At 63.0% G+C, this 15,090-nt stretch carries 14 protein-coding genes; 6 read left to right on the top strand and 8 right to left on the bottom strand.

All coding sequences use genetic code 11. The annotated features are described in order from the left end of the window. The first annotated feature begins 125 nt into the window (after positions 1-125). Positions 126-983, top strand: coding sequence for a flagellin (locus DXT74_RS13950; RefSeq protein ID WP_043590542.1), 858 nt, complete (start codon positions 126-128; stop codon positions 981-983). A 311-nt stretch (positions 984-1,294) separates the two neighbouring features. Continuing rightward, positions 1,295-1,699 carry a nucleoside diphosphate kinase regulator gene (gene rnk / locus DXT74_RS13945; protein WP_043590541.1) on the top strand — a complete coding sequence of 135 codons (405 nt, stop codon included), beginning with the start codon at positions 1,295-1,297 and terminating at the stop codon, positions 1,697-1,699. 59 nt (positions 1,700-1,758) lie between these two features. Here rnk and DXT74_RS13940 read toward each other — a convergent pair whose 3' ends face one another. The 3 genes from DXT74_RS13940 to dnaB form a co-directional block, all read right to left on the bottom strand. After that, positions 1,759-2,367 carry an alpha/beta hydrolase gene (locus DXT74_RS13940; protein WP_043590539.1) on the bottom strand — a complete coding sequence of 203 codons (609 nt, stop codon included), beginning with the start codon at positions 2,365-2,367 and terminating at the stop codon, positions 1,759-1,761. After that, positions 2,367-2,675 (bottom strand): ferredoxin, encoded by a 309-nt coding sequence (locus DXT74_RS13935; protein ID WP_019100119.1) that lies wholly within the window; start codon positions 2,673-2,675, stop codon positions 2,367-2,369. Before DXT74_RS13935 ends, DXT74_RS13940 begins: the two co-directional genes overlap by 1 nt. Positions 2,676-2,839: 164 nt before the next feature. Then, positions 2,840-4,249, bottom strand: coding sequence for a replicative DNA helicase (gene dnaB, locus DXT74_RS13930; protein ID WP_043590536.1), 1,410 nt, complete (start codon positions 4,247-4,249; stop codon positions 2,840-2,842). A gap of 157 nt (positions 4,250-4,406) precedes the next feature. On the opposite strand from dnaB, the gene DXT74_RS13925 reads away from it, so the two are divergent. Beyond that, a complete protein-coding gene (locus tag DXT74_RS13925; RefSeq protein ID WP_194426248.1) occupies positions 4,407-4,745 on the top strand; it encodes a nuclear transport factor 2 family protein in 339 nt (112 codons plus the stop codon). Positions 4,746-4,865: 120 nt separating this feature from the next. On the opposite strand, the gene DXT74_RS13920 is transcribed toward DXT74_RS13925, so the two are convergent. After that, positions 4,866-6,038, bottom strand: a complete 1,173-nt coding sequence (locus tag DXT74_RS13920) for an NAD(P)/FAD-dependent oxidoreductase (protein WP_194426247.1) — start codon at positions 6,036-6,038, stop codon at positions 4,866-4,868. Positions 6,039-6,156: 118 nt separating this feature from the next. On the opposite strand from DXT74_RS13920, the gene DXT74_RS13915 reads away from it, so the two are divergent. After that, complete coding sequence (locus tag DXT74_RS13915) at positions 6,157-6,741, top strand: superoxide dismutase (protein ID WP_019100123.1); 585 nt, start codon at positions 6,157-6,159, stop codon at positions 6,739-6,741. A 59-nt stretch (positions 6,742-6,800) separates the two neighbouring features. Here the strand turns inward: DXT74_RS13915 and DXT74_RS13910 are convergent, their stop codons facing one another. From DXT74_RS13910 to DXT74_RS13900, 3 genes are read right to left on the bottom strand one after another with little or no spacing between them, the layout of a single operon-like run. Then, positions 6,801-8,414: a GMC family oxidoreductase gene (locus DXT74_RS13910; protein WP_194426246.1), complete on the bottom strand. Its 1,614-nt coding sequence runs from the start codon at positions 8,412-8,414 to the stop codon at positions 6,801-6,803. After that, on the bottom strand, positions 8,411-8,935 hold the full coding sequence (locus DXT74_RS13905; protein ID WP_194426245.1) for a twin-arginine translocation pathway signal protein: 525 nt from the start codon (positions 8,933-8,935) through the stop codon (positions 8,411-8,413). Before DXT74_RS13905 ends, DXT74_RS13910 begins: the two co-directional genes overlap by 4 nt. A 1-nt stretch (position 8,936) precedes the next feature. Beyond that, entirely contained in the window at positions 8,937-10,364 is a 1,428-nt protein-coding gene (locus DXT74_RS13900; protein WP_194426244.1) for a coniferyl aldehyde dehydrogenase, read from the bottom strand. A gap of 102 nt (positions 10,365-10,466) precedes the next feature. Here DXT74_RS13900 and DXT74_RS13895 point away from each other — a divergent pair, with 102 nt between their 5' ends. Then, complete coding sequence (locus tag DXT74_RS13895; protein ID WP_194426243.1) at positions 10,467-11,651, top strand: VWA domain-containing protein; 1,185 nt, start codon at positions 10,467-10,469, stop codon at positions 11,649-11,651. Positions 11,652-11,809: 158 nt separating this feature from the next. Then, on the top strand, positions 11,810-11,944 hold the full coding sequence (locus DXT74_RS23040) for a hypothetical protein (protein WP_019100128.1): 135 nt from the start codon (positions 11,810-11,812) through the stop codon (positions 11,942-11,944). A gap of 76 nt (positions 11,945-12,020) precedes the next feature. Here the strand turns inward: DXT74_RS23040 and DXT74_RS13890 are convergent, their stop codons facing one another. Beyond that, positions 12,021-14,927 carry a DNA translocase FtsK gene (locus DXT74_RS13890; RefSeq protein WP_370551723.1) on the bottom strand — a complete coding sequence of 969 codons (2,907 nt, stop codon included), beginning with the start codon at positions 14,925-14,927 and terminating at the stop codon, positions 12,021-12,023. Between the last annotated feature and the right edge of the window lie 163 nt (positions 14,928-15,090).

The raw sequence follows: 15,090 nt of genomic DNA, 5'->3' as shown, positions 1-15,090 counted from the left end.
CGGGCTTTTTCACGCCCATGCCCGCGCCATCGGACGCGAAGCGAATTTACCCGAAACCCGGCTTGCCCTGCCCCGCGCGGTTTCTTACACTGAAGAAGTGAAACCACATCCAGCGGGAGCCGGCCATGGCACTGACCATCAATAGCAATCTGAGCGCGCTGCAGGGGCAGAACCAGCTGAACCAGACCCAGAAAGCCAAAGACAAGCTGCTGGCCCAACTCTCGGCCGGTAAAACCACCGACAACGCCGCCAACAACCCGGCCAACGCCGCCATCTCGGAAGCGCTACTAGCCCAGATCAACGGCAACAATCAAGCAATCAACAACGCCAACGACGGCATCTCGCTGGCTCAGACCGCCGACGGCGCTCTCAACCAGCTACAAAGCAATACCCAGCAAATCCAAGAGCTGGCGATTCAGGCCGGCAACGGCGCGCTCAGCGCCAGCAATCGCCAGGCGTTGCAGCAGCAAGTCGACCAACTGACCCAGGCCAATTCCGCCATTGTGCAAAGCACCGAATTCAACGGCACCCCTTTGCTGAACAGCAACGCCACCACCACCTTTCAGGTGGGCCCCAACGGCAGCGCGGACAACCAAGTGAACATATCCGGCGTCAATCTGGCCGCCGCGCCGGCCAGCGGCGGCTTGAACAGCTACAACGCCAATCTGAACGCCACCGGCACCATAGACATCAGCACCCAGGCCGGCGCGCTGGCCGCGCAGCAAAGCACCAACACCGATCTGAACACCTTGGCCAATACCCGCAGCACCCTGGGCTCGATCAGCAACCGTTTCGAGGCCAGCATCAACAACCTGCAAACCGCCTCGGTCAACACCGCCGCCGCCAATAGCCGTATCAGCGACACCGACTTCGCCGCCGCCACGGCGCAACTGGCCGCCAAGCAGATACTGGGCCAGACCGGCCTCGCCGCCCAGGCACAGGCCAATATCGGCCCCCGCGCGGCGCTATCGCTGCTGGGCTGAACGCTTAGAGCCTGTTTACGATCTCGCGAGCAAGGGCGAGGTAAGGCGGAAATGGCTGCAAAAGCGGAATGCACACACGGCACATGAGCATTTTGAAGGGGGTTTCAACGCCCTATCGCCGAGATACAGCAGATTGCAAACAGGTTCTTACGCCGCATTACAAGCCCGGCCCAAAGCCCAGTATTCCTGGCGATTGAGCCGCCAAGCCTTGTTACACGCGGTTACAAGCGATATCATTGGCACACACGCTTTTCGCGCACTAAATCATCGGGCACCCTGCGGTGCCCTTTGTCTATCTGAAGGAGTTGCATATGTCGACAAGCCCGGCCATCACGGTGTCCTCTTTGGACTATGAGCGCCTCGCCGCGCTGCTGGAGGATTGCGAGAGCGGCCACCCCACCGCGGCCGCGCTGGAAGCCGAGCTGGAGCGCGCCGATGTGGTGGAGCCCTCCGCCATGCCCGCCGGCATCATCACCATGAACAGCTGCGCGCGGGTCAAGCTGGACGACGCCCAGGAGAAAACCCTGACCCTGGTCTACCCCCGCGAAGCGGACAGCGAACAGGGCAAGATCTCGGTGCTGGCGCCCATTGGCGCCGCCTTGCTGGGTCTGTCCGTTGGCCAAAGCATCGACTGGCCAACGCCGGCCGGCAGCATTCGCCTGAAGGTGCTGGAAGTCACCTACCAGCCAGAAGCCGCGGGCGAACTGCACCGCTGATAAAAAAACCGGCCATCGCATGGATGACCGGTTTTTTTGCGCCGGAGCCTGGCGACGCCTTACCAGCAGCGTTGAATCGTTTGCGCCAGCTGCACCAGCCGGCCATGGAAGAAATGGCCCGCACCGGGAAACACCACGACCGGCAAACCTTGCGGCCGGGCCCAATCCATCACCGCAGCCAGCGGAATCACCTCATCCTCCTCACCGTGAATCACCAGCGTGTCGGCCGGCACCTCCGGCGTAGGCGTCTCGTACTTACCCACCGCCACGCCCATCAGCAGTAATTTATCCGCCTCAATGCGCGCGCGGGTGCGCGCGGCGACAAAGCCGCCAAAGGAAAAACCCGCCAAGGCCAAGGGAAGGTCGCCTTGCTCGCGGCGAGCATGATCCACCACCGCAATGACATCCTCCACTTCGCCGATACCGTAATCGTGTTGCCCTTCGCTATCGCCCACGCCGCGCAGATTCGGGCAATAGCAGACATAGCCCAGCTGCGACAAGGCCTTGGCCGCGGTCTGCACCACCTTGTTGGTGTTGGTGCCGCCCTGCAGCGGGTTAGGATGGCAGATGACCGCGACACCGCGCGTCTCACCCTGTGCAGCCACCACGATGGTTTCCAGCCCCCCGGCCGGACCGGCCACCACTTGCTTGTTCATTGCCTTCAACATCAGATCTTCAACCTTTCCACCACGCGCCCGCCCACCATATGCTCGGCGACAATTTCGTCGATGTCTTCCTTATCGACGAAGGTGTACCAAGTTTCTTCCGGGTACACCACCATCACCGGGCCGTCGTCGCAACGCCCAAGACAGCCGGCCTTGTTGACGCGGATCTTGCCCTCGCCGGACAGGCCCAGCGCCTTGACCTTGTCCTTCATGTAGCCCAGCAGTTCGCTGGAACCATGATTGTTGCAGCAATCCTCGCAGCCGGCGCGCTGATTGCAGCAAATGAATACATGCTTGTCGAAAAAGCTCATCAGTATCTCTCGTGAACAGATTCTTAGAGCCTGTTTACGATCTCGCGGGCAAGGGCGAGACAAGGCGAAAACGGCTGAGAAAGCGGAGTGTACACACGGTACATGAGCAATTCGAAGCGGTTTTCAACGCTATATCGCCGACGCGCGGCAGATCGTACAGGTTCTTAGGAGTCGCTATCGGCCCAGCCGCTAACCCCCAAGGTAGCGGCATTGTCAAACTTGGCGTACTTGCCGACAAAGGCCAGCCGCACCGCGCCGGTAGGGCCGTTACGGTGCTTGCCGATGATGGCCTCAGCCAAGCCCTTCACTTCCTGATTCTCAGGGTTGTAATACTCTTCCCGGTACATGAAGACGATCAAGTCGGCATCCTGCTCGATGGCGCCGGATTCCCGCAAGTCCGACATCATTGGCCGCTTGTTGGGGCGCTGCTCCACCGCACGAGACAGCTGGGACAGCGCGATCACCGGCACCTGCAGCTCCTTGGCCAGGCCTTTCAGGCCACGCGAAATCTCGCCCAGCTCGGCGGTACGGTTGTCGCCGCGGCCCGAGCCCGACATCAGCTGCAAGTAGTCGATCACGATCAAGCCCAGTTTGCCGCCGTGCTGGCGCGCCAGACGGCGCGCGCGGGCACGCACTTCCAGCGCGGTCAGCGCCGCGGTTTCGTCGATGTACATCGGCGCCTCGGACAGCTTGCCTATCGCGTAAGTCAGCTTCTGCCAGTCGTCGTCGCCCAGTTTGCCGGTGCGCAGCGTATGCTGATCCAGCCGCCCCACCGAACCCAGCATACGCATCACCAGCTGCGCGCCGCCCATCTCCATCGAGAACACCGCCACCGGCAGATGCTGCTCCACCGCCACGTGCTCGGCGATATTCATCGAGAACGCGGTCTTGCCCATGGACGGACGACCGGCGACGATGATCAGATCGCCCGCTTGCAGGCCCGAGGTCTTGGCATCCAGATCGATGAAGCCGGTGGGCACGCCGGTGACCTCGTCCGGGTTCTCTCGGCTATAGAGCATGTCGATACGCTCCACCACCTCTTTCAACAGGCCAGGCATCTCCAGGAAGCCCTGCTTGGCCTTGGCGGTGGATTCGGCAATCTGAAACACCTTGCCCTCGGCTTCGTCCAGCAGCTGGGAGGCGTCGCGCCCCATCGGCGCGTAGGCGGCCTCTGCGATCTCAGTGCCCACCTGCGCCAGCTGGCGCATGATGGAGCGTTCGCGCACGATCTCTGCGTAGCGGCGGATATTGGCGGCGGACGGCGTGTTTTGCGCCAGCGTGGCCAGATAGGACAGGCCGCCGATATTGCCCAGCTCGCCGTTCTTGTCCAGGCTTTCGGAAACGGTGACCACGTCGGCCGGACGCGCCAGTTCCACCAGCTTGGCCACATGTTTGTAGATCAACCGGTGGTCATGGCGATAAAAGTCCGCCTCGGACACTACGTCGGCGATCTTGTCCCAGGCGCTGTTGTCCAGCAACAAGCCGCCCAGCACCGATTGCTCGGCTTCAATCGAATGAGGCGGCGTGCGAATCGCCGCCATCTCGCTGTCAAAATTCTCGTACGATTCAGTCATGTAGACTCGGAGTGATGGCGCGGACTAGCCGCGCGAATAAAGCAAGCCTGGATCAGGCAAAAACCGGATTTTAACCCGAAACCGTCGCTGGCTGAGCATGCGTTGACAAGCCCCCCGCGCGGCCCCAGCATCGAAAGCTCATTCCACAGGAGCAATCATGACGCCCGCCACCCTCGTCCAACAGCAACTCGACGCCTACAACCAACGCCAGCTGAAAGGCTTTCTCGCCGTGTACGCCGACGACGTGACGGTGTACCGGCTGCCCGGCGCGGAGCCCAGCCTGCGCGGCAAAGCCGCTCTGGGCGACTTCTACGCCACCCAACGCTTCACCCTGCCCGGCTTGCACGCGGAGCTGGTCAAACGCATCGAGTTCGGCAACAAGGTGATCGACCACGAACGCGTCAGCGGCGTTGCCGAGCAGCCCTTCGAGGTGGCGGCCGTTTATGAAATCATTGACGGCAAGATCCAGAACGTGTGGTTTCTGGCGGCGGACTAAGAACCTGTTTACGATCCGCTGCGCGTCGGCGATACGGCGTTGAAAACTGCTTCGAAATGCTCATGTACCGTACGGCAAGTCGGCGCAGCGCAGCATCAGGGGTTTATCAGCCACTCTAAGTCAGCAATGCATCCCGGCCACATAGCCCGACGACCAGGCCCACTGGAAATTGTAGCCGCCCAGCCAGCCGGTGACATCGACGACTTCGCCAATGAAGAACAGGCCGGGCACCGCGTTGGCCATCATGGTCTTGGACGACAAGGCTTTGGTAGACACCCCGCCCAGCGTTACCTCGGCCTTTTTGTAGCCCTGAGTGCCGTTAGGCTTGACGCGCCAGCCGTGCAACCGCTCCGCCAACTGCAGGCGCTGCTTGGGCGATAAATCCTTCAGCCGCTTATTGCATCCCTCGCGCTCCAGCCAGGCCTCGGCGAAGCGCTTGGCCCAGCCGAACTCGGCCAGCGCGTTGGAAATCAATTGCTCGCTGCCGGCCTTTTGTTCCAGCCAAGAGGCCGCGTCCGCATCCGGCAGCAAATCCAGCTCAAGGGTCATGCCAGGCTGCCAATAAGACGACACTTGCAGGATAGCCGGCCCGGACACGCCTTTGTGAGTGAACAACACGTTCTCGCGGAAACGACCCTTGCCGGCCCGCGCCTCCACCTCCAGCGACACGCCGGCCAGCGGCGCGAACGCTTCCGCGTCCTCCACGTGGAAGGTCAGCGGCACCAGGGCCGGCGTCAGAGGCGTCAGTTCCAGGCCGAACTGCTCGGCCAGCTGGTAGCCGAACGGCGTCGCGCCGATCTGCGGAATCGACAAACCGCCGGTGGCCACCACCAGCGAGGCCGCTCGGAAACAGCCGGCGCCGGTGTCCAAGACGAAGCCGTCCGCTTCTCGACTCACTTTCAGAATCTGCGTTTCCATGCGCCTATCCACCCCGCCCAGCCGGCACTCTTCGTCCAGCATCGCGATGATGCGCTCACTGCCGTCGTCACAGAACAGCTGCCCCAGCTTCTTCTCGTGATAGCCGATACCGTGGCGCTCCACCATGGCGATGAAATCCTGAGGCGTGTACTGCGCCAGCGCCGAGCGACAGAAATGGGGATTGGCGGACAGATAACAGTCGAAACGGGCGTGGAGATTAGTGAAATTGCAGCGGCCGCCGCCGGAAATGCGAATCTTCTCCGCCAGCTTGCGCGCGTGGTCCAGCAACAATACGCGCCGGCCGCGCTGGCCGGCCGTGGCCGCGCACATCAGGCCGGCGGCGCCGGCCCCGATGACAATAACATCATACTGCAATGGCGTTCATCCTTACTTTACTTTTTTAGTCAACTATTGGCGACCAACGGCTTAATCCAGTAAACTTGCGGCTAAAGCATCCGCTTATGCGGCTTACTTTCTCAACAAGGAGAGCATAATGGAACACAAACTGCCGGAACTGCCGTACGCGCTGGACGCGCTTGCCCCGCACATTTCCAAGGAAACCCTGGAATTCCACTACGGCAAGCATCATCAGACCTACATCACCAACCTGAACAACCTGATCAAGGGCACCGAGTTCGAAAACGCCTCCCTGGAAGAGATCGTGAAGAAATCCTCCGGCGGCATCTTCAACAACGCGGCCCAAGTATGGAACCACACCTTTTACTGGCTGGGCTTCGCCCCCAACGCCGGCGAAGAGCGCAAGCCCACCGGCGCGCTGGCCGACGCCATCAACGCCAAATGGGGTTCCTACGACGAATTCAAGAAGGCCTTCACCCAAACCGCCATTGGCACCTTCGGCTCCGGCTGGGCCTGGCTGGTGAAGAACACCGACGGCTCGCTGGACCTGGTATCCACCAGCAACGCCGCCACCCCGCTGACCACCGACAAGAAGCCGCTGCTGACCTGTGATGTGTGGGAGCACGCGTATTATATCGATTACCGCAACAGCCGCCCGAACTATATGGACAGCTTCTGGAAGCTGGTGAACTGGGACTTCGTCGCCAAAAACTTCGCCTGATTCGCCGCTGCCTGGCAGCGACCTGCAAAAAGGGACCTCGCGGTCCCTTTTTTCTTGCCTCAGCCCCCCGCACCCCGCATGCGTTGCAATAGCGCCGCCACTGAACGCAGCGCGAAAGCGTAGACGGACAACTGCGGATTGGCGCCGACGCTGCTGGGAAACACGGAGCCGTCCACCACGGTCAGATTGCCCAGCTGCCAATGCCGTCCCCACTCGTCCACCACCCCGGAATCCGCGTCGCCCGACATCGCCAGCCCTCCCATCACATGAGCGCTGACCACCTTGGCCAGCAAGGGCTTGAGCGCCAGCCCCGCTATCGTTGTCCTAGCCTCGCTCCAGCTACGGGCCAGGCCGGCCTGCTCGTGCACCGTCAGCACCTGCCGCGCGCCGGCCGCGAACTGAATCTCGGCCATGCTCAACCAGGCACGGCGCGCGCCCTCCCACACCACCTCGTTCAAGGAGTAGTCCAGCTCCGGCGAACCGTCGCCGCGCAAACGCACCTGGCCGCCGCGGCTTTCCGAGTGGAAACCATCCCGCAACAAGGCCAGCGTCGCGTGCAGATGCGGCAAGCGACGCAGCAAAGCCGACTGCGCCGCGCCGAAACCCGGGAAAGTGATGCTGGCCAGCAAGGGATGGATGGGCGGCACTTCCAGCTTGTACCCCAAAGGGCCGTCCAAAGCGTGCTCATGCATGAAGTGGTCGCTGTACACCGTCTGCGGCGCGCCGTTGAACGGCTCTACCGGCTCAGGCATCAGCGCCGCGGACAGCAGCACGGGGTGTAGAAAGGTCCGTGTCCCGGTATGACCTCCGGGATCGATCAGGCCGCTGCGCAGCAGGATGGCCGGCGAACCGATGGCGCCGGCAGCCAGCACCACCTGAGCCGCCGTCACCTTGAAACGGCGTCCGGTTTCGCTCACCCCGTCCGCCGCCAGAAAGCGTCCTTCCAGCCCCTCCAGCCGAGTCCTGCCGGCATTGGCGCGCAAGCGGTCAACCCGCGCGCGGCTGATCAGCCTGGCGCCGTGTTCCAGCGCGGCGGGTATCGCCGTCACCAGCATCGACTGTTTGGCGTTGGTGGGACAGCCCATGCCGCAATAGCCCAGATTCCAGCAACCGCGCACATTGCGGCGGATGCGCTTGTAGGCAATGCCCAAAGCCTCGCAACCGCGGGCCAGCACCGCGTTATTGGGATTCGGATCCGGCAGCCAGTCGGCGATGCCCAGCCTCGCCTCGGCCTGCTCGAACCACGGCCGCATCGTCTCCTCGCTGACGCCGCCCAGCCGATGCCGCTCCCGCCACCAGTTCAAGGTGTCCGGCGGCGTGCGGAAGGAGCTGGTCCAGTTCACCACAGTGCTCCCCCCAACAGCTTTTCCCTGCAAGATGGAAATCCCCTTGTCCGCTGTTTTACGACAGGCGGACTCCTGATACAGCTCAGGATAGGCCTTGGCTTCCAGCAGGCGGAAGTCTCGCGAGCTATACAAACCACCTTCTTCCAGTAGCAATACATCCAGCCCGGCCGCGGCCAATTGCTCGGCCGCCATGCCCCCGCCTGCCCCGCTGCCGACAATCACGACATCCGCCCGCAGTTCCAGATCAGGCAAGGTCGCGCCGTCCTGCGCCTTCCAGCCCGCGGCGACGCCGGCCGCCACCGGGTCGGGTATCGTCGCGCGGCTCACGGCAGCATCTCCATCACCGCCGCCGGCTGCCGATAGCCCAGTGCCGGCCAGCTAGCCGGACTGCCGTACCAGGCCGCGTTCAGCAATTGGTGCAAGGCCTGGTAACCGCTACGCAACAAGGGAAACGCGCTGCCTCGCCAGCGCTGCAGAAAGGCGGCGACGTCCTCCGCCGACGCTTGCCTCCACGGCGTGGCCACGCCGGCGATCCAGCGCCGTCCCCAAGGATTGCCAAGCAGGTCCAGCAACTGACGCAGCTCAGCCCGCATGGCGGGCGGCAAGCCGGCCACCGCGCGATCCACCCCGCGCACCACGTCCTCTGGCGGTGCGACGCCCGGGCCCAAGACGGCCGGGGCGATCGCCGCCAACAACTGCGCGTCCAGCGGCGTCAGGGCGCGTAATTTCAAGGACGCGACCCAACCCTCCGCCGGGCCTTCCGGCTGCGGCGAGGCCAGCAAGGTGGCCAGCGCCAAAGCCACGGCACCGCCCAGGCCGGTTTTGAGCAACTCACGACGGCTCGGCATCTCAGCGCAACATCCATTTCAACAACCTCTCCACGCCGGCCCCGTAAGGCGCGCGCGTCAAAGCGGTGCCGGCCCAGCGGCTTTGCCGGAACACTGGCTTGAGCTTGGAAAACGCCATGAAGCCCTCCTTAGCGTGGCAATGCCCCATGCCGGACGGACCGACTCCACCGAAAGGCAGATCCTCCTGCACCACCTGCAGGGCGATATCGTTGATCGCCACCCCGCCCGATACGGTTTCGCGCAAGGTCTTCTCGATGCGCAGCGCATCGTTGTCGAATAAATACAAGGCCAGCGGCCGCGGCCGCGCGTTGACGTAGGCCAACGCCTCGTCGAACTTGTCGTAACTCAACACCGGCAGAATCGGCCCGAAAATCTCCTCCCGCAGCAGGGTCGCATCCTCCGGGCAGCCCTGCACCAGGGTGAGCGGGAATTTGCGGCTGGGCCGCCAGTCTTCCGCCGCCGGGTTAATCTGCTCCACCTCGGCGCCGGCCGCGCTCGCCTCTTCCAGCCATTGCAGCAGACGCTGGCAATGGCGCTCGTTGATGATGGCGCTGTAATCGGGATTGTCCGCCAAGCTTGGGTACGCCCGGCGCGCCGCGCGGCGCAACTCTTCCAGCAAGGCCTCTCGGTCCTTGTCGTTGACCAGCACATAATCCGGCGCCACGCAGGTCTGGCCGGCGTTCAACATCTTTCCGGCGACGATGGCCTCCGCCGCGTGGCGTAAATCGGCGCCCCTGGCGACGATCACCGGCGATTTTCCGCCCAGCTCCAGCGTCACCGGCGTCAGGTTCTCCGCCGCCGCGCGCATCACGTGACGGCCCACCGAAGTCGAGCCGGTAAAGAACAAATGGTCGAATGGCAGCCGGGTGAAATCCTGCGCCAGTTGGGCGTCTCCATTGACCACAGCGATTACATCAGGCCCCAGATAGCGCTCGGTCAGGCGCTGCAGCAGCGCGCCGGTGGCCGGCGTGTATTCCGACATCTTCACCATGACCCGGTTGCCCGCCGCCAACGCGGACACCACCGGCCCTAGCGCCAAGAACAAGGGATAGTTCCATGGCACCACCACGCCAATAACGCCCAAGGGCTGCGGCATCACGCTATTGCCGGCCGGCTGGAACCACAGCGACACTCCGCGCCGCTCCGGCCGCATCCAGCGGCGCAGCCGTCGGCGCGCGTAACGTATGGCCTCCAGCGAGGGGAACAACTCGGCCAGCCTGGTTTCCACCGCGCTTCGATGACCAAAGTCTTGACTGATCGCGTCGACGAAAGCCTGGCGGTTCTCCTGCAACATGCTCTCCAGGCGTTTGAGCCAATCCTGGCGCAGCTCCAGCGGCGGAAACGCGGAGGTCCGGCTGAGGCGATGCAGGCGGGAAAACTCCGCTTGCAGAAGATCATCCCGGCAAATGGGCATGGCGGCGGCATTCATTGTATTATCCCTAGGATAGCAGTATCCGAACGATTGTTTAGAGCCGTAGCTCTAAAACAAGAATATCATCGCCCACCCACGCTGTCACCCTCTTGCCGCGCCATGTTGATTGATTTTTTTTACGCCCTGCGCGACGCCGGCCTGCCGGTCACGCTGAAAGAATTCCTCACCTTGCTGGAAGCGTTGCAAAAGCGCGTCGCCTTTGGCGACGTGGACGCGTTCTACTATCTGGCGCGCACCACGCTCATCAAGGATGAAAAACACTTCGACCGCTTCGACCAGGTGTTCGGCAAGCATTTCAAAGGCCTGTCGCAGACACTGGACGAGCTGAAAACAGGCATTCCGGAGGACTGGCTGCGCAAACAGGTGGAAAAGCACTTGTCAGAAGAAGACAAGCGCCGGCTGGAAGCGCTGGGCTGGGAGCAATTGATGGACACCCTGCGCCAGCGGCTGCAAGAACAGCAGGAGCGACACCAGGGCGGCAATAAATGGATAGGCACCGGCGGCACCAGCCCCTTCGGCGCCTTCGGCTACAATCCGGCCGGCATTCGCATCGCTCAGCATGAGTCGCGCCACCGTCGCGCGGTGAAGGTATGGGATCAACGCGAATTCCGCAATTTCGACGACTCGGTCGAACTGGGCACCCGTAATCTCAAGATCGCGCTGCGCCGGCTGCGCGAATTCGCCCGCGACGGCGCAGAGGAAGTGCTGGACCTGGACGCCACCATCGCCGCCACCGCCGGCAAGGCCGGCATGTTGGACCTGCGCATGCAGCGCGAGCTGCGCAACGCGGTCAAAGTGCTGGTGCTGTTCGACATCGGCGGCTCGATGGACGATCACGTCAAGGCCTGCGAGGAGCTGTTCTCGGCGGTGAAGTCCGAGTTCAAGCATCTGGAGTATTTCTATTTCCACAACTGCGTCTACGAAGCCGTGTGGAAGGACAACGCCCGCCGCCACACCCAGACCTTCCCCACTTGGGACTTGATCCACACTTTCGGCTCCGATTACAAGCTGATCATCGTCGGCGACGCCACCATGAGCCCTTATGAAATCAGCTACCCCGGCGGCAGCGTCGAACACATGAACCAGGAAGCCGGCGAAATCTGGCTGCGCCGCCTGCTCGACCACTTCAAACACGCCGCCTGGCTCAACCCAGTGCCGGAGGCGCACTGGGAGTACACCCAGTCGCTGCACATGCTGCGTCAGCTGATGTCCGGGCGCATGTACGGGCTGACACTGCAGGGCATCGATCAGGCCATGCGCGCGCTAAAGCGCAGCGCGCCTTGAATTTTAACTTTCCGACACAAATTATTACTTGAGCTTGCGGCGGCTTGTGTTCCAGAATGAAATCACAGGGGGCCGCCATAGACGAGTTTGCTTCCAGGCTTGTTCGCCGGCAATCGTCATCATCAATACTTCGTACTCAAGCCTCGGGGAGCCATGCCATGGAAATTTTGCTTTTATTCGCCCTCATCGCCGCTGTGGTCGTCGTCGCCAAGATGTTGAGCGGCCCGGTGGAAGACCAGGACCAACTGGCTCCGATCCGCATCCGCAACGATCAGGACCAGCGCCGTCGCTGACCCCCGCCCAAAGCAGAAGAAAGGAAAAAGCGCGCCGCAACCGGCGCGCTTTTTCATTATGATCGCACAGAGATTTTCACAGCTCGCGCTGCGGCACCAGCACCGTCCGGTTGCCGTTGCTTTCCATCGGGCTGACGATGCCCGCGGCCTCCATTTCCTCAATCAGGCGCGCTGCGCGGTTATAGCCTATGCGCAGGTGGCGCTGCACAGAGGAAATCGACGGCTTGCGAGTGCGCATCACGATTTCAACCGCCTCGTCGTACAACGGATCACTCTCGCTGGCCGCCTGCGCCTTCGCCGTGGCGGCGGCTGACTCCTCCTCCGCCTCGCTCTCGCCGGTCAGCAACCCTTCCACATAATCCGGCTCGCCAAACTGCTTCAGATGCTCGACGACGGCATGCACTTCGTCGTCGGTGACGAAGGCGCCGTGCACGCGCTGCGGATAGCCGGTGCCCGGCGGCAGGAACAGCATATCGCCCTGACCCAGCAAGCTTTCCGCCCCCATCTGATCCAGAATGGTGCGGCTGTCCACCTTGCTGGACACTTGGAAGGCGATCCGCGTCGGGATATTGGCCTTGATCAGGCCGGTGATCACATCCACCGACGGCCGCTGAGTCGCCAGGATCAAGTGGATGCCGGCCGCGCGCGCCTTCTGCGCCAAACGCGCGATCAATTCCTCGATCTTCTTGCCGGCCACCATCATCAAGTCGGCGAACTCGTCCACCACCACCACGATGAAGGGCAGCGCCTCCAAGGGCTCCGGCGTTTCCGGCGTCAGGCTGAACGGATTGCTGATGCGCTGACCCACGGCCTCGGCCTCGCGCACCTTGTCGTTGTAGCCGGCCAGATTACGCACACCCAGCGCGCTCATCAGCCGGTAACGGCGCTCCATCTCGCCCACGCACCAATTCAGCGCGTTGGCGGCCAGTTTCATATCAGTCACCACGGGCGCCAGCAAGTGAGGAATGTCGTTGTACACCGACAGCTCCAGCATTTTGGGATCTATCATGATGAAACGCACTTCGTCCGGCCGCGCCTTGTAAAGCATGGACAGAATCATGGCGTTGACGCCCACCGATTTGCCCGAGCCGGTGGTGCCGGCCACCAGTAGATGCGGCGCCTTGGCCAAGTCCATCGCCACCGGTTGGCCGGTAATGTCCTTTCCCAGCGCCAGAGTCAGACGCGATCGCGGTTGCTGGAATACCTCGGAGGAGAATATCTCGGACAAGCGGATCATCTGACGCTTGGGATTGGGCAGCTCCAAACCCATGCAAGTCTTGCCGGGTATGGTTTCCACTACCCGGATCGCCGCCAGGCCCAGCGCGCGCGACAAATCTTTCATTAGATTGACCACTTGGTTGCCGCGCACGCCTACCGCCGGCTCCACTTCGTAGCGGGTGATCACTGGGCCGGCGTAGGCGTCCACCACGCTGACCTTGACCTTGAACTCGGCCAGTTTCTCCTCGATGACGATGCCGCGTTCCAGCAGTTCCTCTTCCGAGCAAGTCACCGTCGCCTCGTCCGCCGGGCGCAGCAAATCCAGCCCCGGCAAGCCGTAATCATCGTATACCGGCCGCGGCTTGGGTGGCGCCGGCTCGGCCGCCAGCTCCACCTGCTGCTGCGCCTGTTGCGCCCAACTGCCGGACTCAGGCGCTGCGTCCCAAGGCAGCGCCTTCTCCGCTGGCGCCTCATCCGGCGCCGCGGCGACGGGGGGCTCGATCAAAACCCAAGGCAGTGGCTTGGCGGCCAGTTGCTGCGCCGCGGCAGCCACCGACGGCGGCTCCGCCGGCACGCTCTCGCGCTGCACCACGGCCGGCTTTTCTTCGTCCTGCACCAGTACCGAACGGGTCTGCGGCCAGCGCCACGGCGCCGGCTCGGCAGCGCGCGGCGCATCCGCCTCGGCAAAAACCGGATCTGGCGTCCTTGCGGCCATGACAGCCGGCGGCGGCTCGGGCGGGGGCGTCTGCGCCTCGGCCAAAACAGCGGTGTCGGGCGTCGTAGGCCCTGGCGCGGGCAAATCGACCGCAGCGACGACTTCAGGCCCCGGCCGCGCGTCGAACACGGATTCGACAAACGCCTCTGGCTCCGGGCGCGTCGCATCCGGCGCGCTCGCAGCCACCTCAAGTTCCACGGACATCTCTGCAAGCATGTCGGGCATCTCGACAGCGGCGACGATTTTCGGCTCGGCCGGCGGCGCTGACGGCCTCGCTGGCGCTAACCAGCCGTGTTGAGCCGGCCGCGCGCTGGCTGGCAACTCATGCCGCACCACCGGGGGCGGCACGATTTGCGGCTCCGCCTCTTCTTGCGGCTTGACGGTCAGCGGACGCATGGCTGCCGGAAGGGGCGCGGCCATGCTTTTGCCGCGCTTGGAATGAATATGGCGCAACTGCTCGCGCACCTCGCTGGGCTCAATCATCGGCAAGGCGGACGCGCCCGGCTCCTTGATGCTCTGCGTCAGCACCCGGGAGGCCTGACGGCGGCGATAGTCCGACTGCAAATTATGCTGCAGCTCATGCAAGCCAATCACTGGCAGTTCCTTGGCCTGCGGCTGATCCGCCGACGGCTGCCGCACGCGCTTGCGATATTCTCGAGACAGTTCCAGCGTAGGCAACTCAGGCTTGGCTTGAGGCGGCGCAGTCTGTCGTTTCGGCAACACGATGGTTTCACGCTCGGGCATGGCCAAAGGCGCTTCACGCTCCGGGGAAGGCTGCGGCGCGGCGGGTCTTGCCGGCTCCGGCTCGGCGGCGGGAGCCGCTTCGCGGGACGCCGTCGGTTCGGTTCGCTGCCCGGTTCGGGACTCCGCTGCGCTCAATCCGGCGTCGGCCTCTTCAGCGAAGTAGTCCGGCTCATGACGCTCCGACGGCGACATGCCCAACAAGCGATCCAGCTTTTGGGTCCATTCGGACAAGACGACACGGCCGGTATACACCAGCCAAGCCAGCGCACCTAGCATCAACAGCAGCACACACAGCACAAACCACACAGTTCACAACCTCTGACGATGTCGAAAATTAACGGCCGAGCCCAAATCCAATGTCGGCCCGACTGCGGCGATTGTACCGTTTTTTATAGTGTTCGCGGCAGGCGCTCGTAGACGATGAATGCCCGTAAGTGAAAAAAATTAAGCCGCAGCGTGACGCGGCGGC

Source organism: Chromobacterium sp. Rain0013, from assembly GCF_015291765.1.
Lineage (GTDB): Bacteria > Pseudomonadota > Gammaproteobacteria > Burkholderiales > Chromobacteriaceae > Chromobacterium > Chromobacterium haemolyticum.
Note: the sequence above shows the minus strand (reverse complement) of the source record. Positions and strands in the feature narration are given on the sequence as shown.

Excerpts from the sequence above, each read along its gene's own strand:
- DXT74_RS13950 (WP_043590542.1), top strand. The coding sequence starts at position 126 with ATGGCACTGACCATCAATAGCAATCTGAGCGCGCTGCAGGGGCAGAAC.
- rnk (WP_043590541.1), top strand. The coding sequence starts at position 1,295 with ATGTCGACAAGCCCGGCCATCACGGTGTCCTCTTTGGACTATGAGCGC.
- DXT74_RS13940 (WP_043590539.1), bottom strand. The coding sequence starts at position 2,367 with ATGTTGAAGGCAATGAACAAGCAAGTGGTGGCCGGTCCGGCCGGGGGG.
- DXT74_RS13935 (WP_019100119.1), bottom strand. The coding sequence starts at position 2,675 with ATGAGCTTTTTCGACAAGCATGTATTCATTTGCTGCAATCAGCGCGCC.
- dnaB (WP_043590536.1), bottom strand. The coding sequence starts at position 4,249 with ATGACTGAATCGTACGAGAATTTTGACAGCGAGATGGCGGCGATTCGC.
- DXT74_RS13925 (WP_194426248.1), top strand. The coding sequence starts at position 4,407 with ATGACGCCCGCCACCCTCGTCCAACAGCAACTCGACGCCTACAACCAA.
- DXT74_RS13915 (WP_019100123.1), top strand. The coding sequence starts at position 6,157 with ATGGAACACAAACTGCCGGAACTGCCGTACGCGCTGGACGCGCTTGCC.
- DXT74_RS13905 (WP_194426245.1), bottom strand. The coding sequence starts at position 8,935 with ATGCCGAGCCGTCGTGAGTTGCTCAAAACCGGCCTGGGCGGTGCCGTG.
- DXT74_RS13900 (WP_194426244.1), bottom strand. The coding sequence starts at position 10,364 with ATGAATGCCGCCGCCATGCCCATTTGCCGGGATGATCTTCTGCAAGCG.
- DXT74_RS13895 (WP_194426243.1), top strand. The coding sequence starts at position 10,467 with ATGTTGATTGATTTTTTTTACGCCCTGCGCGACGCCGGCCTGCCGGTC.
- DXT74_RS23040 (WP_019100128.1), top strand. The coding sequence starts at position 11,810 with ATGGAAATTTTGCTTTTATTCGCCCTCATCGCCGCTGTGGTCGTCGTC.